This window comes from Aeromonas mytilicola subsp. aquatica (assembly GCF_044336385.1).
GTDB classification, from domain to species: Bacteria; Pseudomonadota; Gammaproteobacteria; order Enterobacterales; family Aeromonadaceae; genus Aeromonas; species Aeromonas rivipollensis.
This window is the reverse complement of the sequence record NZ_CP172298.1, coordinates 3,252,672-3,272,926: the sequence shown is the minus strand read 5'-3', so window position 1 is coordinate 3,272,926 and position 20,255 is coordinate 3,252,672. Positions and strand designations below refer to the sequence as shown.

Sequence of the window (20,255 nt, the reverse complement as noted above, 5' to 3'; positions counted from 1 at the left end):
GCACATTATATGCAGATTGCACCCCTTTGTGTGGCTTAATTGTGCATCGATTTGCAGTTTTTTACGGTTGTTGTGCTGTTTTTAAGCAGTAGGCGCGGGGCCTGAGGGGGACGAGAAAGAGGGGGAAGGAGTGGCAATTGGTGCCCATTTTCAGGAGGCGGGTGCCGGGTTGTTCGCAGGCCGGGGTGGGGGCGCAGGAGCGCCATCGGGCTCCTGCGGGGGAGGTCAGTCGTCCTCGTCGTCCTTGACTTCCCGGATCTTGTCCTTGTATTTCGGCAACTGCTTTTCGAGCTGTTTCATGTCCTTGATGGCATTGAGAAACAGGCCGAGCAAAAACAGCAGCGGCAGGCCTATCCATAACCACACGCTCATCGGATTCTCCTTTCGGTGTGACCGGCAGTGACATAACGGGCCAGGATCTCGTCGAGATGGGACAGTATGCACGCCTTGCCTTCAATATCCGCCTGTTGCAGGCAAAGCGCCAGCGCATCCGGATCCAGCCGCTGTTCAGCGGACTCCAGGGCGAAGCTGATGTGCCAGGGCTCGTAGGCGACCCCCTGAGCCGCGTCCAGCGGTTTGGCATAGGGCAGGAAGAAGCCGAAGTCGCTCATGTGATCCCCGAGCCACTCGCCGAGATCGGCAAACCAGCCTCCCGCCTCATACTCCCAGGGCTCCAGCGCCAGCCTGGTACCGGCGGGCAGGCAGTCGGGATCATAGATGTCGAGATCCGTGCCCCAGTGATGGCGACTGGTGCCCGGCAGGGCGCTCCAGCGCAAGATGGCGTGCAGCCGCTCTGTCTCCCCCAGCTGCAGCGCATCCAGCGGCCGGTTGTCGGCATCCAGCAGGGGCCGCTCCCCGCGCCACTTGCCATTCCAGATGGCGAGCTGGCGCTCGAAGCTGCGCCAGCTGGAGGCGGCCTGCAGGTTGAACCCTTCATAGGCGGCCGCCACCTGCATGTCGTTGAAGGCCGCCGCGGTGGCGGCGGTCAGGCGATGGGGCCCGCGCCCCACCAGAATGAGGTGGCTCTCGTCGAGCCCAAGCAGTTGATCCTGGGTCATGCCAGCAAGTGCTCCAGCACCCCTTGGTACATGTCCGCCAGCAGATCCAGATCGTCCGCCTTCACGCACTCGTTCACCTTGTGGATGGTGGCGTTGACCGGGCCCAGTTCGATGACCTCAGCCCCGGTGGGGGCGATAAAGCGTCCATCGGACGTTCCGCCCGTGGTGAGCAGGGCTGGTTGCTGACCGTTGACCGCGGCCACGGCGGCGACGGTGGCCTCCAGCAGGGCGCCGGTGTCGGTCAGGAAGGGCTGGCCTGAGAGGGTCCACTTCAGCTCAAAGTCCAGACCGTGACGGGTCAGCAGTGCCTCGACCCGCTCGCGGATGTCCATGTCGGTCAGTTGGGTGCTGAAACGGAAGTTGAACTGCACCTGCAGTTCGCCGGGGATGACGTTGGAGGCGCCGGTTCCGGCCTGGATGTTGGCTATCTGGAAGCTGGTGGGGGGGAAGTAGGCGTTGCCCTCATCCCAGACGGTGGCGGCGAGCTCCGCCAGGGCAGGCGCCGCCTTGTGGATGGGGTTGTCTGCCAGATGAGGATAAGCCACGTGGCCCTGTACCCCGCGCACCAGCAGATCGCCGGTGATGGAGCCGCGACGGCCGTTCTTCACCACGTCCCCTACCACTGCGGTGGAGGAGGGCTCGCCGACGATGCACCAGCGGATCTTCTCGTTGCGCGCCTCCAGGGTGTCGATGACGCGCACTGTGCCGTTGATAAAGGGCCCCTCTTCATCCGAGGTGATGAGAAAGGCGATGGAACCCTGGTGATCCGGGTGGGCCGCCACGAAGCGCTCGGTGGCCACCACCATGGCGGCCAGCGACCCCTTCATGTCGGCGGCGCCGCGCCCATAGAGCATGCCATCCATGATGGTCGGCTCGAACGGCGGCGTATGCCATTTGTCCAGCGGCCCGGCGGGCACCACGTCGGTGTGGCCGGCGAAGCAGAACAGCGGCCCCTCGCTGCCACGGCGGGCCCAGAGGTTAGTGGTGTCTTCAAACACCATGGGTTCGATGACGAACCCGAGGCGCTCGAGGCGCTCCGCCATCAGGGTCTGGCACCCTTCATCCAGCGGGGTAACTGAGGGGCGGCGGATAAGATCCTTGGCCAGTGCGATGACATCCGACATCGGCGTTCCTTAACAGAAAAGTTTAACGAGAGAAGAGGGATTGGTAGTGGTCTGCCTTGAACCCCAGGGTGAGCTCGCCATCGCGATCCAGCAGCGGGCGCTTGATCATGGCGGGGTGTTCCAGCAACAGGGCACGGGCTTTTGCGGTGTCCAGCCCTTGCTTCGCCTCCTCCGGCAGGGCGCGGAAGCTGGTGCCCCGGGTGTTGAGCAGGGCTTCCCAGCCCAGCTGGTTCAGCCAGCCGTCCAGCCGGGCAGGCTCGAGGCCGTCGGCCCTGTGGTCGTGAAAGCGATAGTCGATGCCAGCCTCGTCCAGCCACTTGCGGGCCTTCTTGATGGTGTCGCAGTTCTTGATGCCATAGAGGGTGGTGGCCATGGGAGATCCTATATCTGTGGGCCCGGGGCCCTGAAATCCGAACGTGAAATCATGCAAGGGCCCGATTCTGGCATTGTGGCCCAGCCATGGCAACGCTCATGGCCGGGCTGGCTGGTTTTACCAGCGGGGAGGGGGGAGAAATCGCGAGGGGCCAGATAGCCAAAACGCGCCTGGGGGCGCGTTTTGAGGGAAGGGGGCTATCAGTGCAGGGTGGTCCACTGGTGGTCGAAGACCCGGGCCCGCTCCCAGGGCGCATCCGGCAGGCTGGAGGAGAGGCCTGTGTATTTGCCCACGTCGTCCACCACTATGGCGGAGAGGATCGGCAGGTTGTTTTCGGTGCAGTACATGCGGATGCGTTGCAGCAGGGTGCGCAGCTCATCCTGGCACTGTTCCAGCCCGGCCTGCCTGGCCAGCTTGGAATAACGAATGGTGGTGCGTTCCTTTGCAGACTCGACGAGGATGTCCCACAGCTTGTAGTCGCAGGTCGAAGTCCCTGCGGTGGCTTGGCTTGTCATAACTCTCTCCGGTGCGAAATGGTCGCTCTGTATCGACGGGCATCTTGGCCAGTTCACCCCTGACGGGCGTTGATCCAACGCAAAAAAAGTGGAGGTTGTTGGTCAGGATCTGATGCAGGGCATTCTAGTGCGTCGGCACTGGATTGATGTACCAATTTTATTTGATATATCAAAATTTAATGCTGCTTTTTGTCATTCAAGCCACTTTTATTGATAGGGATCAAGGGGAAAGGAGGGGCTCGCCACTAGATTTCGATCCTCGATAATCTTATCAGGAGCGCACTTTGGAACTCTTATTCGTCTTGCTCGTGCTGATGGCCGTGGTCTACGGCATCGTCAAGGATTACAACCCGCAGGCGGTGCTGGCGCTGGCAGGCATGGCCATCTTCGCGGTGGCCTACTGGCTGGGGTTGCACCCCATACTGCCCGCCGACAAGAGCACGGGGTTCGTCCTGTTCGACCTGTTCGAGGTGTTCAAGGGGATCTTCTCCTACCGGGCGGCGGGGCTTGGCCTCACCATAATGGCGGTGGCGGGCTTTGCCACCTACATGTCCCACATTGGCGCCTCCCAGTCCCTGGTGCGGGTGGCGGTCAAGCCGGTGGCGGGCATCCGGTCCAGCTACCTGATGCTCTCCATCTGCTATCTGGTGGCGGTCTTCGTGTCGCTGTTTGTCACTTCCGCCACCGGCCTCGGCCTCTTGCTGATGGTCACCATGTACCCCGTGATGCGCAACCTCGGTATCAGCCCGGCGTCGGCCTGTGGCGTCATCGCCACCTCCCAGGCGTTCGAGATTGGCCCGACCCAGACCAATGCCATCTTCTCCGCCGGCCAGTCCGGCATGGATCCGACCAGCTACTTCGTGGATTACCAGATCTGGCTGGTGGCCCCCATGCTGCTGGTGACCATGGTGCTGCACTTCTTCTGGCAGCGTCACTGCGATCGCCTGGATGGCTGGGATCCCGCCCAGCATCGCGGCGATCCGGCCGAGCTGGACGAGCAGGGGAAAGAGGAGGTGCCGGCACCGACCTGGTATGCCCTGCTGCCCATCATCCCCTTCGTGCTGATGATGACCTTCTCCAAGCTGCTGGTGACCAGCATCAGCGTCAGCGTGGAGGTGGCCATGCTGCTGTCGGTCTTTATCGGCATGCTGTGCGAGCTGCTGCGCACCCGCTCGGTGCGCACCGCCATGGCCGGGCTCTCCAGCTTCCTCGACGGCATGGGCAAGGTGTTTGGCCCGGTAGTGGCGCTCATCGTCTGTGCCGAGCTGTTTGCCGAATCCCTCAAGGCCATAGGCGCCATCGACACCCTGCTGCACTCCGCCAGCAATGCCGGGATCGGCAGCGGCCTGATGACGCTGGTGATGGTGGGACTCATCATGGTGGCGGCCGTCATCATGGGCTCGGGCAACGCGGCCTTCCTGAGCTTCTCCACCCTGGCACCGGCGGTGGCGGCCAAGTTCGGGGTGCCGGCGGTAACCATGCTGCTGCCGATGCAGCTCGCCTCCAGCATAGGCCGCACCGTCTCCCCAATCGCGGCGGTGCTGATCGCCTGCGCGGGGATCGCCAAGGTCTCCCCCTTCGTGGTGGTCAAGCGCACCTGCGTGCCCATGGCCGGCGCCCTGGTGACGGCGCTGGCGCTCAACTATCTGCTGTTTATGTAATGGCGGGGCGGGCGGCCAGGCTGCCCGCTCCATTCACTCTGCGCAAGGGCGAGGCCCGACCTTTTGCCCTTTGGAGACGATGATGACAGATCCTCGCAACGCTTTTTCCCTGGACGCCTATCTGGCGGATCTGGCCCCCCTCATCAATCTCGATTGCGGCACCCGCACCCCGGCCGGGGTGGCTCGGGTGGCCGACATCCTGACCGAAAAATATGAGGCCATCGGCTGGCAGGTGGTGCGCCACCAGTTAGCTCCTGAGTGCGGCCCCTGCCTCGAGGCAACCAATGCCCCGGGGGCGGATCACTATGACGTCATGCTGGTGGGCCACATGGATACCGTCTTCCCCGAGGGGACGGCGGCCAAACGCCCGCTGAAAGTCGAAGGCAATCAGGCCTTCGGCCCCGGTGTGTCGGATATGAAGAGCGGCCTGCTCTCCACCTGGTATGCCTTGAAGGGGATGGATCCGGCGCTGCTGGCCAGGCTCAAGGTGCTGGTCTGCTGCAACTGCGACGAGGAGATTGGCTCCCCCTGGTCCAGGGATTGGTTGGTAGCCAAGGCCAGGCAGAGCGGCTGCGTGCTGGTGGCCGAGGCAGCGCGCCCGAGCGGGGATCTCATCAGCGCCCGCAAGGGCAATGCCAAGTACAGCATCCGCTTCCACGGCAAGGCTTCTCATGCGGGTTCGGCCCTGACCGAAGGGGTTTCCGCCATTACCGAGCTGGCCCATTGGGTGCTGGCGATCAACGAGCAGGTCAACATGGAGACGGGCACCACCATGAACGTGGGTGTGGTACAGGGGGGCACCGGCGTCAACGTGGTGCCGGACTTCGCCGAGGCCATAGTCGACCTGCGCTTCTGGAGCAACGACGAGGCTGCCGCCGTGCACGAGCGGCTCGGCTTTATGGCCAACAACCCCTTCCTGCGCGGTTGCCGGGTCGAGGTGGATCGCCAGAGCTTCAAGCCGGCAATGCGCCCGAGTGGCGACACCGAGGCGTTGATGGCGCTGGTGGAGGCGGCGGCGGCAGACGAGGGGATCTCCTTCAACTGGCTGGAGGCGGGGGGCGGATCTGATGCCAACTTCACCGCCGCGGCCGGCGTGCCGTCCCTGGATGGCTTGGGCCCCATGGGCGGCGGCTTCCACTCGGAGGCGGAGTTCCTGCTGCTGGAGAGCATAGAGCCGCGCATCCGCCTGCTGCAGCGGGTGCTGGGCAAGCTGGCGAAATAGGTCGGTGTGCACGGCAAGCAAAACGGGAGGCCATCGCCTCCCGTTTTTTATGGTTGCTCGGTGGGCACAGGCTCGTCCTGGGCCAGATAGGCCAGATGATCCTGGTGCGCCACCTGCCAGCCATCGAGGCGCAACGGGGCGGCAAAGCCCGGGCCGTCAGTCACCATGCTGTGGTACTCCCCCTGCTCGCCACAGGCATCGAATCCCTCTCGCTCGGCCAGTTGCTGCAGCTCGCTGAGGGTGGCGGCATCCAGGATACGCCCCACCCATTCCGGGGCCAGCACCCGGGTATCGACGCAGGAGAGGTGGGCCACTATGCCTCGCGCCAGCATATCCGCCAGCAGCGCCTGGCGGGACTGCTGCCAGAGCGGGGTGTGGACGGTTAGCCCCAGCGGCTGGCAGCGTTCGCGGATCCAGTTTGGTGCGCCCCCCACGCTGTCGATATCGCCGGTCACCACCCCATCGAGTGCCCACTCCTGCCGCAGGCGACTCAGCGCCATCTCATAGCCCTGCTCGAATGGCGCTTCTATGGTGACCAGCAGATGGGGCAGACCCAGGGCCGCCGCCTGACGGCGCACCAGTGGCAAGGGGTGAGCGAGAAATCGGGGCTTTAGCGGTGCAAAGGTGGCCAGGGCCACCACCTGATGACCCGCATCGCGGGCATGGCAGAGGGCCAGCATGGCATCTTTGCCACCGCTCCAGAGCAGGATGACGCGAGACATGGGGGGAGATTCCGATGGTGAAAGAGGGAGCACATGCTACCCAGTGGCGGGGGCGCAGGTAAAGCCGTCGTGGCTGGAAATAGCAGTGGGAAAATTGTTGGAGAGCAGAGAGGGGGAGAAAAGAGCAGGCCCCCAAAGCGGGGGCCTGTCTGGCAATGGCGTGCTAAACGCGACTGCGATTACAGCAGAATGGTGGTCAGCACATAGCCCAGGGCGCAGGAGCTGCTGACCCCTATCAGCCCCGGAATGATGAAGCTGTGGTTGATGATGAACTTGCCGATGCGGGTGGTGCCGGAGCGGTCGAAACCGATACAGGCCAGATCGCTCGGGTAGGTCGGCAGCACGAAGTAGCCGTAGCTGGCCGGCAGGAAGGCGATCAGCAGTTTCGGCTCCACCCCCAGTGCCAGCCCCATGGGGGCGATGGCGGTCAGGGCGGCGGCCTGGCTGTTGACCAGCTTGGAGATGAGGAAGAGCACCAGGGCGTAGGTCCAGGGCTGGGCCTGTACCACGTGGGCCAGGGTCTCTTTGAGCAGCGGCATGTGGGCCTGGAAGAAGGTTTCGCTCATCCAGGCAACCCCGAACACGGAGAAGATGGCGACCATGCCCGCCTTGAAGACGGCGCCGTTGGAGATATCACCCGGCTTGACCTTGCAGCGCATCAAAATGATGGCGCCGGCGATCAGCATCATCATCTGGATCACCAGGTTCATGGAGAGGGGGCCTGTCTTGTCCTTGATGGTAAAGACCGGACGCAAACCTTCGTTGGCACCGAGCAAGACCACGGCGGCGATGGCGGCGAAGAAGATCCAGGTTGACCAGTAGGCCTCTTTCGGGAACTTGGTGTTGAGCAGGGTTTCACCGCCGCCATAGACGAAGGCGCGCTGCTCCGGATCCTGGATCTTGGCCTGGAACTCCTCGTCCTTGTCCAGATCCTTGCCACGGCGCAGGCTCCACAGGGCCGCCATGACCACACCGGTCAGGGAGGAGGGGATGGCGATCATCAGGATGTCGAGCAGGCCGTAAGCCTGACCTATGCCGTGACCGGCCGCCAGAATGGAGACCATGGAGACCACGGCAACGGAGACCGGGGAGGCGCAGATCGCCATCTGGGAGGCAACGGATGCCACGGCCATGGGGCGCTCGGGACGAATGTTCTTCTGCAGCGCTATGTCGGCGATGATGGGGAACATGGTGTAGACCACGTGGCCGGTACCGCACAGGAAGGTGAGGGTCCAGGTAGTGAGCGGCGCCAGTATTGTGATGTATTGGGGATGACGGCGCAGCAGACGCTCGGCCACCTGCATCATCAGGTTGAGGCCACCGGCGGTCTGCAGGGTGGCGGCGCAGCCGATCACCGCCAGTATGGTCAGCATCACCTGCACCGGCGGTTCGCCCGGCACCAGGCCGAACACGAAGGTCAGCAGGAACAGACCTATGCCACTGATGAGACCCAGTCCCATGCCCCCAAAGCGGGTACCCAGCAGCAAGCAGCCGAGCACCACCAAAAATTCCATCAAGATCATTCCATTACCTCGTGTGATTGAATCCATGTCCGCATCGGCCCTGGGGCCCGGGAGCATCTGTCGTTATTTGCCCCTAAAGGGTTAGTGGGTATTCTGGCACCCCTAAAGGGGTAAAAAATTGAGGTGGTTCAATAACAGACTCTTTTCCGATTTAAGTGCATAAAAACTATGGATATGCCCTTGAACAGGGGCGATCGGGAGCGTGACAGGCAGGGGAAGGGGTGGGGGGATTTATTCGAGGATCAGGATGAGAGGCGGTGCGCCCCAGCCGGGAGAGCAGGAAATAAAAAGCCGACCCAAGGGTCGGCTTTTGCACGGTGCGAGTCTGGCTCGGCGCGTCTTAGAACTCGGCGGTGCGAGGGGTACGCGGGAAGGGGATGACGTCGCGCACGTTCCCCATGCCGGTCACATAGACCACCAGACGCTCGAAGCCCAGGCCGAAACCTGAGTGCGGCACTGTGCCGTAGCGACGCAGGTCGCGATACCACCAGTAATCTTCCTTGTTCAGGCCCATCTCGGCCAGACGGGCATCCAGCACCTCGAGGCGCTCCTCACGCTGGGAGCCACCGATGATCTCGCCGATCCCCGGGGCCAGCACGTCCATGGCGGCGACGGTTTTGCCGTCGTCGTTGAGGCGCATGTAGAAGGCCTTGATGTCTTTCGGGTAGTTCTTCACCACCACAGGAGACTTGAAGTGCTCCTCGGCCAGGTAGCGCTCGTGCTCGGAGGAGAGATCGATTCCCCAGGAGACAGGGAACTCGAAGCTCTTGCCGCAGTTCTTCAGTACTTCGATGGCGTCGGTGTAGTCAATCTGGGCGAAGTCGGAGGCGACGAAACGCTCCAGACGGTCGATGGCATCCTTGTCGATGTGCTGGGTGAAGAACTCCAGATCGTCACGGCGCTCGGTCAGCACGGCATTGAAGACGTATTTGAGCATGGCTTCGGCCAGGGCGGCGTTATCTTCCAGATTGGCGAAGGCCACTTCCGGCTCCACCATCCAGAACTCGGCCAGGTGGCGGCTGGTGTTGGAGTTTTCGGCGCGGAAGGTCGGGCCGAAGGTGTAGACCTTGGACAGGGCGCAGGCATAGGTCTCGACGTTGAGCTGACCGGAGACGGTCAGGAAGGTCTCCTTGCCGAAGAAGTCCTTGTCGTAATCCACCTTGCCTTCGGGAGTGCGCGGCAGGTTTTCCATGTCCAGGGTGGAGACGCGGAACATCTCGCCGGCACCTTCGGTGTCGGAGGCGGTGATGAGGGGAGCGGCAATCCACAGATAGCCTTCTTCGTGGAAGAAGCGGTGAATGGCCTGGGCCAGGCAGTTGCGCACCCGGGTCACGGCGCCGACCACGTTGGTACGGGCACGCAGGTGACCCTGCTCGCGCAGGTATTCGATGCTGTGGCGCTTGGCAGACATGGGGTAGGTGTCCGGGTCTTCGACCCAGCCTACTACCTTGACGTCGGAGGCTTGCAGCTCGAAGGCCTGGCCGCTGCCCTGGGAAGCTACGACCACACCGGTCACTTCCACTGAGCAGGCGGTGGTCAGACGCAGCACTTCATTCTCGTAATTGGCCAGGGTATTGGGAACGACGGCCTGTACCGGATGGAAACAGGAGCCATCGGATATGGCCAAAAATGAGATCCCCGCCTTGGAATCGCGGCGGGTCCGGATCCACCCTTTCACTGTCTGGGTGGTGCCAACCGCATACTTACCGGTCAGCACATCTACTACGGATGCGTGCGTCATCGAAATATTGTCTCCAGCTTGTTCTTGCAGCGCTATTTGCAACACTAGGGGTCTGGCCCGGGCATGAGTGGCCCACCATGGCAGACTAAGCCGTTAATCTTACCCGCGCGGGTTTGATAAACAAGCAAAAATGTCGGACCCTTGCGGGGTTTTCCCCATGAATCTTGCATGGATCCGGTCGGTTGGCCAGGGGGTGAGAGTGAAGGAACGCAGGCAGGGGCCGGATGGCTGGATACGGGTACTCCAGGGGCTGGTGATCCTCTGCTGGGGCGGCTTCATCGCCCTGCTCGGCCTCTATCACCATGCCCGCCCCGATATTGCCTACGGCTTTCTGGTCTATGGCGGGGTCAAGGTGCGTGACTATTGGGATCCTGCCCTGACCCCCTGGCTGGTGCACGGGCTCTGGGGGTGCTGCCTGCTGACCCTGGGGGTCTTGGCGCTGGAGCGCAGGCGCAGCCGACGGCAAGAGGATGCGCTGCATGTCAATCTGTTCATCCTGCTGCTGATCCTGGTCGCCAGCCTGCTGTTCTACTACCTGGCGTGATCCGCCGGCTGCTCGTCCTGGGACGAGAGGTCTTGGCGCTGGAGCACCGACGGCAAGAGGATGCGTTGCATGTCAATCTGTTCATCCAGCTGCTGATCCTGATCGCCAGCCTGCTGTTCTATTACCTGGCGTGATCCGCCGGCTTGTCGTCTTGTGACGAGAGGTCTTGGCGCTGGAGCGCAGGCGCAGCCGACGGCAAGAGGATGCGCTGCACGTCAACCTCTTCATCCTGCTGCTGATCCTGATCGCCAGCCTGCTGTTCTACTACCTGGACTGATCCGTTGGCTTATCGTCCTGGGACGAGGGGGCGGGGCGCTTGCCGAGCTGGCGCTCCACGCTGTCGAGCATCTGGTTGTAGGCGAGCGCCACCCGGCCTATCTCGTCCCCTTCATCCCCCTCCAGCCGGTGGCCGAAGTCGTGCAGATCGGTGGCCTCTTCCATGGAGCGGGTCAGCTGGTTGAGGGGGCGGACTATCCAGGTGCGAATGACCCAGAGGGTCAACAACAGCCCCAGCCCGAAGATACCGGTGAGAATAAGTGCCGAAGTGAGAATGTTCTGCTCGACCCGGGTAAAGAGGGTATCGAGGGAGTAGTCAAAGCGCACCGCCCCCAGCACCGTATTCTCCGGCACCTGGTGACAGCTGGTGCAGTCGGTGCCGCGAAAATCGGTCTTGGCCAGCAGGGGGCGGGTCACCACCAGCTTGCTGTGGGTGCCGTCGTGCACCACCTCCAGGCTCCCCTTGCCCGCCAGGGCCAGGGCATCGAATCTGTCCTTGGGGGCCTCGGTCTCGCGACCCGCCCCGTACTGCTTGTTGATCGCCGCTCCGCGCACTATGCGGGCATCTTCCACGTGGGCGTGATCGAGGAACTTGGCGCGCAGGGTGTCGCGGGCCTCCATCTTGCCGGTCAGCATCAGCATGTTGAGGCCGTCGAAATAGGCCTCGGTCTGCTCGCGGCTCTGCTCCTTGATGAGAGTCAGGATGAGGTCGCGCTCGCGCACCGCCTGATAGGCCGCGGAAAACACCAATACCATGGAGAAGATGAAGAGCAGGAAGAAATTGATCTTGGCAGTGATGGAGAGGCGCATGGGAAAGGTACATCTGTTGGGTAAAACCCGCGCAGTCTACTCCCCTCGCCAGCCGGGTTCTGGTGTCTTGCTCACATTCTGATGAAAAAGAGCCAAAAGGCCCTGCATTCTCATGCAGGGCCTATTCATCCAGACTCAGAATTCACCGCTGGTGATGGCCTCATGGATGGCGCGGGTCAGCACCCGCAGCTCCTCGGGGCTGATGACAAAGGGGGGCATCAGGTAGATGAGCTTGCCGAACGGGCGGATCCAGGCTCCAAGCGACACGAACTTGCGCTGGATGCGCGCCACGTCCACCCGCTCCTTCATCTCCACCACGCCGATGGCGCCGAGTACCCGCACATCCGCCACCGCCGAGTTGAGGGTCAGCTGCACCAGCTCGGTGCGCAGCTGATGCTCGATGGCCTGTACCCGTTCCTGCCACGGCGAGGCCAGCAGCAGATCGATGGAGGCGTTGGCCACCGCGCAAGCCAGCGGATTGCCCATAAAGGTGGGGCCGTGCATAAAGACCCCGGCCTTGCCGTCACAGATGGTGCGGGCGACCTGCTCCGTGGTGAGGGTGGCCGACAGCGTCAGGTAGCCGCCGGTGAGCGCCTTGCCCAGGCACATGATGTCAGGGCTGATCCCCGCCCAGTCGCAGGCAAACAGCTGGCCGGTGCGGCCAAAGCCGGTGGCTATCTCGTCGGCGATCAGCAGCAGGCCGAACTCGTCGCACAGGGCGCGCACCCACTGCAGGTAGCGGGGGTGATAGAAGCGCATGCCGCCCGCTCCCTGGACTATGGGCTCCAGCACTATGGCGGCTATCTCTTCGTGGCGATCGGCAACCAGCTCCGCCAGCTCCACCACGCAGCTCTCGTCCCACTGGGCGTGGAAGCGGCAGCTCGGGGTGGCCACGAAATGGTGCTCCGGCAGGAAGCCCTTGTAGAGCTCGTGCATGCCGCCATCCGGGTCGCAGACGCTCATGGCGCCGAAGGTGTCGCCGTGATAGCCGCCCCGCAGGGAGACAAATTTGGCCCTTGGCGTCCCCTTGGCGTGCCAGTACTGCTGGGCCATCTTGAGTGCCACCTCCACCGCCACCGATCCCGAATCTGCCAGAAACACCCGATCCAGCCCAGCCGGGGTGATCTCCACCAGCTTGCGGCACAGCTCCACCGCAGGTGCATGGGTCAGACCGCCAAACATCACGTGGGACATCTTGCCGAGCTGGGCAGTGGCGGCGGCGTCAAGTTCCGGCACCTGATAGCCGTGGACGCAGGCCCACCAGGAGCTCATGCCATCCACCAGTTCACGGCCGTCGCTGAGGGTGAGGGTTACCCCCTTGGCGCTGGCCACTTCATAGCAGGGCAGGGGATGGGTGAGGGAGGTATAGGGGTGCCAGACGTGGTGCAGGTCGAATTCTTGATTGGTCATTTTGTGTTCTGTTGTCAATTGGTTTGATCTGGTCGGTGTTGACAGTCTACGCGCGCTCTCTACACTAGCCAACAATTTCAGCCACTTGGCGCCAGGCCTCACAACGAGGAGGTCGGCCTGTGGCGGCTTTTGCGGTCCTTCATCCCAGGATGGCGGCGCAGGATCCCACTTATAACAACTGGAAGCCATGTATGAATGCTCTCACCCTGGGCGGTCACGCCCTTCGTCACGACTGGACCCTCGCCGAGGTTCAGGCCCTGTTTGCCCTGCCATTCAACGATCTGCTGTTCCAGGCCCAGACGGTACACCGCGCCCATTTCGACCCGAACGAGGTGCAGGTGAGCACCTTGCTCTCCATCAAGACCGGCGCCTGCCCGGAGGATTGCAAATATTGCCCCCAGAGCGCTCGCTACCACACCGGGCTGGAAACCGAGCGGCTGATGGAGGTGGAAAAAGTGCTGGAGCGGGCCCGCGAGGCCAAGGCCAACGGCTCGTCGCGCTTCTGCATGGGGGCCGCCTGGCGCAACCCGAAGGAGAGGGACATGCCCTATATCCTCCGCATGGTCGAGGAGGTGCGCGGGCTGGGGATGGAGACCTGCATGACGCTGGGGATGCTGACTGCGGATCAGGCGGCGCGGCTGGGGGCCGCCGGCCTTGACTACTACAACCACAACCTCGACACCTCGCCGGAGTTCTACGGTGACATCATCACCACCCGCACCTATCAGGACAGGCTGGATACCCTGGAGCACGTGCGCGGCGCCGGCATGAAGGTGTGCTCAGGTGGCATCGTCGGCATGGGGGAGCAGGCCAAGGATAGGGCGGGCCTCTTGATGGCGCTGGCCAACCTGCCGCGCCACCCGGAGAGCGTGCCCATCAACATGCTGGTCAAGGTGAAGGGGACGCCCCTGGAAAACGAGGAGAACCTGGATCCGTTCGAATTTATCCGCACCATAGCGGTGGCGCGCATCATGATGCCCGCCTCCCACGTGCGCCTCTCGGCAGGACGGGAGAAGATGAACGAGCAGATGCAGGCCATGTGCTTCATGGCGGGCGCCAACTCCATCTTCTACGGCTGCAAGCTGCTGACCACCCCCAACCCCGACGAGAACAGCGACATGCAGCTGTTCAAGCGGCTCGGCATCCGTCCCGCCCAGCGGGCCCAGAAGCCGGATCAGGTTCAGGAAGAGGAGCTGCTGGCCGAGGTGAGCCGCCAGAGCGAGCCGACCGAGATCTTCTACGATGCCACCCGCCCCCGCGCAGGTGCCGTCCGTTCATGACTTCCCCTGTTGTCACAGGCCCCTTTGCGCTGGGGGAGGCCCTGGCCGGGCGCGAGCAGGCGGACCTGCTGCGCCGCCGCATCGCCACCGATGGCCCCACGGGTGCCAGGCTGGTGGTCGATGGGCGCGACTACCTCAACTTCTCTGCCAACGACTACCTGGGGCTCGCCGATCATCCCGCCATCAAGGCCGCCTTCAAAGCGGGGATCGACCGCTATGGTGCTGGCGCCGGCGCCTCGCCCCTGGTGACAGGTTACAGCCGCGCCCACCAGCAGCTGGAAGAGACGCTCGCTGACTGGATCGGGGTGGAGGCTGTGCTGCTGTTCAACTGCGGTTTTTCCGCCAATCAGGCGGTGCTCAAGGCCCTGCTCGGCAAGGAGCACCTGCTGTGGCAGGACAAACTCAGCCATGCCTCCTTGCAGGAGATGGGCAGCCAGCTCCCCTGCAGGATGAAGCGCTTCGGCCACAACGACATGGCGGCCCTTGAGCGTCAACTCGAACCAAACCGGGGCTTGATCGTCTCTGAAGGGGTCTTCAGCATGGACGGGGATCAGGGCCCCTGGCGCGAGCTCGCAACACTCGCAGCTCAAAGCGGCAACTGGCTGATGATCGACGATGCCCACGGCCTCGGCGTGCTGGGGCCACAAGGGCGCGGCACCCTGGCGGCGCAAGGGGTTGATCCTGGCAGCGTGCACATCCAGATGGGCACCTTTGGCAAGGCGCTTGGGGTCGCCGGTGCCTTCGTGGGGGGCAGCCGCGAGCTGGTAGAGTACCTGGTCAACTTTGCCCGCCACTATGTCTACAGCACCCATATGCCCGCCGCCCAGGCCTGTGCGGTCAGCAAGAGTATCGAGTTGGTACGCGCTGCTGATGATGCCCGCGCTCATCTTGGCCAGCTGATCGCCCGTTTCAGGCAAGGAGCACAGGCGTTGGGCTGGCAGCTTGGTACAAGCGAGACCCCGATCCAGCCCCTGCTGGTAGGGGAGAGCGCCGCTGCCCTGAAACTGGCCCAGCGGCTGCGGGATAGCGGCGTCTGGGTCAGCGCCATTCGCCCGCCCACTGTGCCGGTCGGCACGGCGCGCCTTCGCATCACCCTGAGTGCCGCGCACCGAGAAGAGGATGTGGATCGACTGCTCGACGCCTTGGGCCCTTGCCTGCCAGGCGCAGGTGCCGAGGGGGCTTGCCATGCATGAGCGTTTCCAGCAGGTCGACAAGGCCCAGCTCGCCCGCCGCTTCGGGGCGGCCGCCCGTCATTACGACGCCCATGCCCGTTTCCAGCAGGAGGTGGGGCAGGCACTGCTTGACCTGATGCCGGACGGGCCGGTCGGTTCTGAACTGACGGTTTGCGGGCTGGATCTGGGCTGCGGCACAGGTTTCTTCCTGCCCGCGCTGGCGGGACGTTGTCAGCAGTTGCACGGGCTGGATCTCGCCCCCGGCATGCTGGCCCAGGCCGCCCTGCGTGGCAGCGGCGCCCGGCTGGTGTGCGGCGACGCTGAGGCGCTGCCCTTCGCGGATCAGAGCCTGGACTGGGTCTTCTCCAGTCTGGCCCTGCAGTGGTGCGAGCGCCCGGCCCAGGCGTTTGCCGAGATCCACCGGGTGCTCAAGCCCGGCGGCCAGCTGCTGTTCTCGACCCTGCTTGTCGATTCCCTCTGGCAGTTGCGCGAGGCCTGGGGCGTCGTCGACGGGCACGCCCACGTCAATCGCTTCCTCGCCCTGCCCCAGTTGCAGCAGGCCATTGGCGCCGGGGGGTTTCAGGCGCCTGAGCTGACCTGTCTCATCTGGTCCCTCGCCTATCTGGAGCTCAATGATTTGCTGCGGGATCTCAAGGGCATAGGGGCCAGCCAGGTCAATGACGAGCGGGCCGCGGGGCTTGGCAACCGCCAGCGCCTGAGGCGTCTCGGGGAAGCCTATGAGCGCCACCGCCAGCCCGACGGCCTGCTGGCCGCCAGCTATGAGGTCTGCCTCGGACGCCTGGTTCGCCGCTGATCGGCCGCGGGATCACTCATTTTTGCCTTGTGCCGGGCGGCCACCATCAGGTTCGCCGCCCGGCACAAGCCCATCACTGATACCCAGGTGGTGCCAGAGCGCCACCTTGAACTGCGCTGAGGAATCATCATGGTCAGATCCTATTTCATCACGGGCACCGACACAGACGTGGGCAAGACCCTGGTCGCCCGCACCCTGCTGCAAGCCTTCGCCGCCCAAGGCATAGCCTGTGCCGGCTACAAGCCGATTTCCGCCGGCTGTGCCCGCACCCCCGAGGGGCTTCGCAACCTCGATGCCCAGCAGTTGCAAGCGGCCGCCAGCCTCCCGCTGCCCATCGACTCGGTCAACCCCTATGCCTTCGAGCCCCCCATAGCCCCTCACATAGCCGCGCAGGAGGTGGGGGCGAGCATTCCTTTGGCGGGTCTGTCGGCTGGATTGCGGGAGATTGAGCGGGCCGGTGCCGAACTGGTGATAGTCGAGGGGGCGGGGGGCTGGTTTTTGCCGCTGGATCACCAGCATCTGCTGTCGGACTGGGTCGCCCAGGAGCGCCTGCCGGTGATCCTGGTGGTGGGGGCCAAGCTGGGTTGCCTCAACCATGCCCTGCTCACCTGCGCCGCCATCCGCCATCAGGGGCTGACCCTGGCTGGCTGGGTGGTCAATCGGGTGGATCCGCACATGAGTCGCTACCCGGAGAACCTGGCCACCTTGAAAGCCTTGTTGCCGGCCCCATTTCTGGGTGAGATCCCCTTCGTAGACCAGCCGCTCGAGGCGGATCTGCGCGGGTGTCTCGACATCTCAGCCCTGGGCTGAGCACCTCGGCAGCTTAGCTGGGCCCGACATTCAGCAAACATTCATCGAGTCTGTCTATGATCGGGGGCAGGTGTGGTATCAGGTCGATCGTGAATTGGCCCGAACCATGCATCTATATCTCACAAGGAGTCAATATGAAGCGAATTATGCTATTCCTGGTGACCAACCTGGCCGTCATGCTGGTGCTGGGGGTGGTACTCAATATCCTGTTCTCGGTTCTGGGGATCAACAAGTCCAGCATTTCCGGTCTGTTGGTGTTCTGTGCCGTGTTCGGTTTTGGGGGTTCCTTTATCTCCTTGCTGATGTCCAAGTGGATGGCCAAGCGCAGCTATGGCGTCCAGGTCATCGAGCAGCCCCGCAACGAAACAGAACACTGGCTGGTGAGCACTGTTGCCCGTCAGGCCCGTGAGGCTGGCATCAAGATGCCGGAAGTGGGGATCTACGACTCTCCCGAGATGAACGCCTTCGCCACAGGTGCCCGCCGTGACGACTCCCTCGTCGCCGTGTCGTCCGGCCTGCTCTACAGCATGAGCCGTGACGAGGCGGAAGCCGTGCTGGCCCACGAGGTGAGCCACGTGGCCAACGGCGACATGGTGACCCTGACCCTGATCCAGGGGGTGGTGAACACCTTCGTGATGTTCTTCGCCCGCATAGTGGCCGGCGTCATCAGCAACTTCTTCAGCTCCAACAACAGCGAAGAGAGCAGCAGTTCCGGTGGCTTTGCCTACATGATCACCGTCTTCGTGCTGGAGATGCTGTTTGGCGTGCTGGCCTCCATGATCGTCATGTGGTTCAGCCGTCAGCGTGAGTTCCGCGCCGACGCCGGTGCCGCCAAGCTGGCCGGTCGCGACAAGATGATAGCCGCGCTGCAGCGCCTCTCCCGTGGCGCCGAGCCGCAGATGGAAGGGGCCATGATGGCCTTCGGCATCAACGGCAAGCGCTCCATGAGCGAGCTGTTCATGAGCCACCCGCCCATAGAGCAGCGCATCGCCGCCCTGCGTGGCTGATTGCCAGACGCCATAAGAAAACGGCTGCCTCAGGGCAGCCGTTTTGCTTTGTGATGATGGCGCCGACCCCTGGCGGCGCCATCCTCTTATTTGATCACCAGATCGGTCAGCGGCACGGCGCAGCAGGTGAGGATCTTGCCCGCGGCCCGCTCGGCGGCTGTGATGGCCGGGGCGTCCGGGTGATCTACCTCCCCTTCGAGCAGGGTCTGCTTGCAACTGCCGCAGATGCCGGCGCGGCAGCTCCAGGGCAGCTCCACCCCCTGCTTGTGGGCCTGATCCAGTATGGTGCCCTGGTTGTTGCCAGCGAAGGTCTGCTCGCCGATGCGCAGTTGCACCGCCTTGTGGGGACGGGCCACCGAGAGGATGGCCCCGCCAAAGCTCTCCTGCCGGATACGCTCGGCGGCGACCCCTTGCTCCTGCAGCAGCCTGACCGCCTCGCTCATAAAGCCGTGGGGGCCGCACAGGAAGATCTCCCGCGCCAGCAGATCCCTGACCTGCTCTAGGTGCCCCTTGCCAAGGCGACCGCTCATGCCCTGCCAGTGCGCATCGGGCTGGCTCAGGATCAGGGTCAGCTGCATGCCTGCCTGACTCATGGCGTGCAGCTCGGCGGCGGCCGGAATGTCGGCCTCGCTGCGGCACAGGTGCATAAAGTGCACATCGTCGAGTTCGTGTCTGAGATGCAGGGTGCGGGCGATGGAGAGCATGGGGGTGACGCCTGAGCCCGCCGAGAGCAGCAGCAGCTTGCGCTCGGTGCCGAGGTGAAACTCCCCGGCCGGGGGGGCGGCCAGCAGGTGATCGCCCACCCGCAGCTCATGGTGCAGCCAGGGGGAGATACGGCCATCGGCCAGCTTCTTGACGCTGATGCTGTAACGCTCAGGTCTCTCCGGGGTGGAGCTCAGGGTGTAGCGGCGCTGTTGCCTCTCCCCCTTGATGTCGAGGCTGATGGGCAGGTGCTGGCCCGGCAGATAGTCGGGCAAGGGCTCGCCGTCGGCGGCCTCGAACCAGAAGGTCTCCAGATCCCGGGCCAGGGGCTCGCGGGCCACGCAGACCAGCTCCCGCTTCTTCGGCGCCGCATTGGGGTAGACATGGGGGCGGGTGCTCTCCAGCACCTCGATCTCGCTGCCCGCCTCAATCCAGCCCTCGTTCAGCGCCACCAGATTCTGGCCGAAATAGACATCCCCATCCTCGCCACGGCGGTAGCGGGTCAGGGTGGCCAGGGGCTCTTTCAGGGCGTTGAAGCGATCCGTGCCCGCCTCCACAGTGGTCATGATGCAGCGGCTGCAGGGCTTGGCCACCAGAAACTCCACCTCGCCGATGCGGATCCGCTTCCAGCCATCCTCCTCGAAGGAGCGGGTGCCGCTCGCCACCAGGTTGGTCCTAAACTGGCTCATCTGGTGCAGGGCATCGGATCTCAGGTTGAGATCATCGAGCGAACTCTGGCTGATCAGCAGCAGGGGATAGCCGTCGGCAAAGCTGACCCGGGTGCCGGTCTTTTCCCGAAAGCGGTCGGAGGTTTCGCCGAGCCAGAGCAGGCGAACCGGTTCCCCCACCACCCGGCTCAGCCACTCATCGGCCTGGGACTGGGTGTGCAGGGCATGGAAGCTGTCGCCCCAGACCCCGGTGGCCTGGGGGGCGCGGCTGAAGTCGGCTTCCTGCAGCTTGAGCTGCGCCATTCCCGGGTAACGCAGTTGTAGGCCGCCCTCCACCGGGGTGGCCGTCACCAGTTGCAACTGGGGGTGGGTGCGGGCGGTGATGAAGCTGCCGTCCGGTTTGACCACCATGTAGCGGCGATCCCCCAGCAGCCCCTCCTCGGTCACCAGGGCACGGGTCAGCGGCATGCCCGCCGTCGATTTGATGGGGTAGAGATGTATGCTGGCGAGGGTGGGCATGTCAGGGTCCTTGTGCTGTGGCGATTCCAGTGAAGAGGGCAAGATAACGATTCCTGCCCCGTGCGGCAATCCTCTCTTGCCCCCCATCATGGGGGGCAAGAGAGGCGGTGCCAGCCACCGGCGCCATGTGATCGGGGTCGGATCCCGGGGGAAACTCCTCATAAAGTGCAACATTTATTGATCCTGATCCCCAGGTGCGTACAAAAAACGGCCCATCATCGAGCCAGCTTCCAGTTTCTGACGCTTTCGCTTCTTCCCTCTCCGGCCACCGTCTGCCCAGGCTACACGGTATCAAGTGCATTCG

At 63.6% G+C, this 20,255-nt stretch carries 19 protein-coding genes; 8 read left to right on the top strand and 11 right to left on the bottom strand.

What is annotated here, in order from left to right; all coding sequences use genetic code 11:
- Positions 1 to 225: 225 nt before the first annotated feature.
- The 5 genes from ACFWHB_RS14895 to ACFWHB_RS14875 all read right to left on the bottom strand — a co-directional run bounded on the left by ACFWHB_RS14895 (position 226) and on the right by ACFWHB_RS14875 (position 3,070).
- Entirely contained in the window at positions 226 to 372 is a 147-nt protein-coding gene (locus ACFWHB_RS14895) for a hypothetical protein (protein ID WP_080675092.1), read from the bottom strand.
- Positions 369 to 1,058 carry a M15 family metallopeptidase gene (locus ACFWHB_RS14890; protein ID WP_139746288.1) on the bottom strand — a complete coding sequence of 230 codons (690 nt, stop codon included), beginning with the start codon at positions 1,056 to 1,058 and terminating at the stop codon, positions 369 to 371. Before ACFWHB_RS14890 ends, ACFWHB_RS14895 begins: the two co-directional genes overlap by 4 nt.
- Positions 1,055 to 2,182 (bottom strand): succinyl-diaminopimelate desuccinylase, encoded by a 1,128-nt coding sequence (gene dapE / locus ACFWHB_RS14885; protein WP_111911197.1) that lies wholly within the window; start codon positions 2,180 to 2,182, stop codon positions 1,055 to 1,057. Before dapE ends, ACFWHB_RS14890 begins: the two co-directional genes overlap by 4 nt.
- Positions 2,183 to 2,204: 22 nt before the next feature.
- A complete protein-coding gene (locus tag ACFWHB_RS14880) occupies positions 2,205 to 2,555 on the bottom strand; it encodes an ArsC family reductase (protein ID WP_111911199.1) in 351 nt (116 codons plus the stop codon).
- 200 nt (positions 2,556 to 2,755) lie between these two features.
- A complete protein-coding gene (locus ACFWHB_RS14875) occupies positions 2,756 to 3,070 on the bottom strand; it encodes a hypothetical protein (RefSeq protein WP_163136004.1) in 315 nt (104 codons plus the stop codon).
- Between the two features lie 284 nt (positions 3,071 to 3,354).
- Here ACFWHB_RS14875 and dcuC point away from each other — a divergent pair, with 284 nt between their 5' ends.
- Complete coding sequence (gene dcuC / locus ACFWHB_RS14870) at positions 3,355 to 4,731, top strand: C4-dicarboxylate transporter DcuC (RefSeq protein ID WP_395948763.1); 1,377 nt, start codon at positions 3,355 to 3,357, stop codon at positions 4,729 to 4,731.
- Between the two features lie 82 nt (positions 4,732 to 4,813).
- Complete coding sequence (locus ACFWHB_RS14865; RefSeq protein ID WP_395948762.1) at positions 4,814 to 5,953, top strand: M20 family metallopeptidase; 1,140 nt, start codon at positions 4,814 to 4,816, stop codon at positions 5,951 to 5,953.
- A 47-nt stretch (positions 5,954 to 6,000) separates the two neighbouring features.
- On the opposite strand, the gene ACFWHB_RS14860 is transcribed toward ACFWHB_RS14865, so the two are convergent.
- The 3 genes from ACFWHB_RS14860 to asnS all read right to left on the bottom strand — a co-directional run bounded on the left by ACFWHB_RS14860 (position 6,001) and on the right by asnS (position 9,939).
- A complete protein-coding gene (locus ACFWHB_RS14860; protein WP_395948761.1) occupies positions 6,001 to 6,675 on the bottom strand; it encodes a hypothetical protein in 675 nt (224 codons plus the stop codon).
- A gap of 179 nt (positions 6,676 to 6,854) precedes the next feature.
- Complete coding sequence (locus ACFWHB_RS14855) at positions 6,855 to 8,198, bottom strand: anaerobic C4-dicarboxylate transporter (RefSeq protein ID WP_025326310.1); 1,344 nt, start codon at positions 8,196 to 8,198, stop codon at positions 6,855 to 6,857.
- Positions 8,199 to 8,538: 340 nt separating this feature from the next.
- Positions 8,539 to 9,939, bottom strand: a complete 1,401-nt coding sequence (asnS, locus tag ACFWHB_RS14850; RefSeq protein ID WP_395948760.1) for an asparagine--tRNA ligase — start codon at positions 9,937 to 9,939, stop codon at positions 8,539 to 8,541.
- Between the two features lie 199 nt (positions 9,940 to 10,138).
- On the opposite strand from asnS, the gene ACFWHB_RS14845 reads away from it, so the two are divergent.
- Positions 10,139 to 10,483 (top strand): hypothetical protein, encoded by a 345-nt coding sequence (locus ACFWHB_RS14845; RefSeq protein WP_395948759.1) that lies wholly within the window; start codon positions 10,139 to 10,141, stop codon positions 10,481 to 10,483.
- 264 nt (positions 10,484 to 10,747) lie between these two features.
- Here the strand turns inward: ACFWHB_RS14845 and ACFWHB_RS14840 are convergent, their stop codons facing one another.
- Together ACFWHB_RS14840 and bioA are read right to left on the bottom strand one after the other, a co-directional pair.
- Positions 10,748 to 11,569, bottom strand: a complete 822-nt coding sequence (locus ACFWHB_RS14840) for a HAMP domain-containing protein (protein ID WP_394294065.1) — start codon at positions 11,567 to 11,569, stop codon at positions 10,748 to 10,750.
- A gap of 135 nt (positions 11,570 to 11,704) precedes the next feature.
- Positions 11,705 to 12,979: an adenosylmethionine--8-amino-7-oxononanoate transaminase gene (bioA, locus tag ACFWHB_RS14835; protein WP_395948758.1), complete on the bottom strand. Its 1,275-nt coding sequence runs from the start codon at positions 12,977 to 12,979 to the stop codon at positions 11,705 to 11,707.
- Between the two features lie 191 nt (positions 12,980 to 13,170).
- Here bioA and bioB point away from each other — a divergent pair, with 191 nt between their 5' ends.
- The 5 genes from bioB to htpX all read left to right on the top strand — a co-directional run bounded on the left by bioB (position 13,171) and on the right by htpX (position 18,062).
- Complete coding sequence (gene bioB, locus ACFWHB_RS14830; RefSeq protein ID WP_139746279.1) at positions 13,171 to 14,259, top strand: biotin synthase BioB; 1,089 nt, start codon at positions 13,171 to 13,173, stop codon at positions 14,257 to 14,259.
- The gene (gene bioF, locus ACFWHB_RS14825; protein WP_395948757.1) at positions 14,256 to 15,452 is read left to right on the top strand and encodes an 8-amino-7-oxononanoate synthase; all 1,197 of its coding nucleotides are present in this window, start codon (positions 14,256 to 14,258) and stop codon (positions 15,450 to 15,452) included. Before bioB ends, bioF begins: the two co-directional genes overlap by 4 nt.
- On the top strand, positions 15,445 to 16,245 hold the full coding sequence (gene bioC, locus ACFWHB_RS14820; RefSeq protein WP_395948756.1) for a malonyl-ACP O-methyltransferase BioC: 801 nt from the start codon (positions 15,445 to 15,447) through the stop codon (positions 16,243 to 16,245). Before bioF ends, bioC begins: the two co-directional genes overlap by 8 nt.
- 129 nt (positions 16,246 to 16,374) lie before the next feature.
- Entirely contained in the window at positions 16,375 to 17,055 is a 681-nt protein-coding gene (bioD, locus tag ACFWHB_RS14815) for a dethiobiotin synthase (protein WP_395948755.1), read from the top strand.
- 134 nt (positions 17,056 to 17,189) lie between these two features.
- Entirely contained in the window at positions 17,190 to 18,062 is an 873-nt protein-coding gene (gene htpX, locus ACFWHB_RS14810; protein WP_106887413.1) for a protease HtpX, read from the top strand.
- Positions 18,063 to 18,148: 86 nt separating this feature from the next.
- Here the strand turns inward: htpX and ACFWHB_RS14805 are convergent, their stop codons facing one another.
- The gene (locus ACFWHB_RS14805; protein WP_395948754.1) at positions 18,149 to 19,951 is read right to left on the bottom strand and encodes an MOSC N-terminal beta barrel domain-containing protein; all 1,803 of its coding nucleotides are present in this window, start codon (positions 19,949 to 19,951) and stop codon (positions 18,149 to 18,151) included.
- Positions 19,952 to 20,255 lie beyond the last annotated feature (304 nt).

Bases quoted from the DNA above. Each gene is read 5' to 3' on its own strand.
- ACFWHB_RS14895 (WP_080675092.1), bottom strand. From the start codon at position 372: ATGAGCGTGTGGTTATGGATAGGCCTGCCGCTGCTGTTTTTGCTCGGC.
- ACFWHB_RS14890 (WP_139746288.1), bottom strand. From the start codon at position 1,058: ATGACCCAGGATCAACTGCTTGGGCTCGACGAGAGCCACCTCATTCTG.
- dapE (WP_111911197.1), bottom strand. From the start codon at position 2,182: ATGTCGGATGTCATCGCACTGGCCAAGGATCTTATCCGCCGCCCCTCA.
- ACFWHB_RS14880 (WP_111911199.1), bottom strand. From the start codon at position 2,555: ATGGCCACCACCCTCTATGGCATCAAGAACTGCGACACCATCAAGAAG.
- ACFWHB_RS14875 (WP_163136004.1), bottom strand. From the start codon at position 3,070: ATGACAAGCCAAGCCACCGCAGGGACTTCGACCTGCGACTACAAGCTG.
- ACFWHB_RS14865 (WP_395948762.1), top strand. From the start codon at position 4,814: ATGACAGATCCTCGCAACGCTTTTTCCCTGGACGCCTATCTGGCGGAT.
- ACFWHB_RS14860 (WP_395948761.1), bottom strand. From the start codon at position 6,675: ATGTCTCGCGTCATCCTGCTCTGGAGCGGTGGCAAAGATGCCATGCTG.
- ACFWHB_RS14855 (WP_025326310.1), bottom strand. From the start codon at position 8,198: ATGATCTTGATGGAATTTTTGGTGGTGCTCGGCTGCTTGCTGCTGGGT.
- asnS (WP_395948760.1), bottom strand. From the start codon at position 9,939: ATGACGCACGCATCCGTAGTAGATGTGCTGACCGGTAAGTATGCGGTT.
- ACFWHB_RS14840 (WP_394294065.1), bottom strand. From the start codon at position 11,569: ATGCGCCTCTCCATCACTGCCAAGATCAATTTCTTCCTGCTCTTCATC.
- bioA (WP_395948758.1), bottom strand. From the start codon at position 12,979: ATGACCAATCAAGAATTCGACCTGCACCACGTCTGGCACCCCTATACC.
- bioB (WP_139746279.1), top strand. From the start codon at position 13,171: ATGAATGCTCTCACCCTGGGCGGTCACGCCCTTCGTCACGACTGGACC.
- bioF (WP_395948757.1), top strand. From the start codon at position 14,256: ATGACTTCCCCTGTTGTCACAGGCCCCTTTGCGCTGGGGGAGGCCCTG.
- bioC (WP_395948756.1), top strand. From the start codon at position 15,445: ATGCATGAGCGTTTCCAGCAGGTCGACAAGGCCCAGCTCGCCCGCCGC.
- bioD (WP_395948755.1), top strand. From the start codon at position 16,375: ATGGTCAGATCCTATTTCATCACGGGCACCGACACAGACGTGGGCAAG.
- htpX (WP_106887413.1), top strand. From the start codon at position 17,190: ATGAAGCGAATTATGCTATTCCTGGTGACCAACCTGGCCGTCATGCTG.
- ACFWHB_RS14805 (WP_395948754.1), bottom strand. From the start codon at position 19,951: ATGCCCACCCTCGCCAGCATACATCTCTACCCCATCAAATCGACGGCG.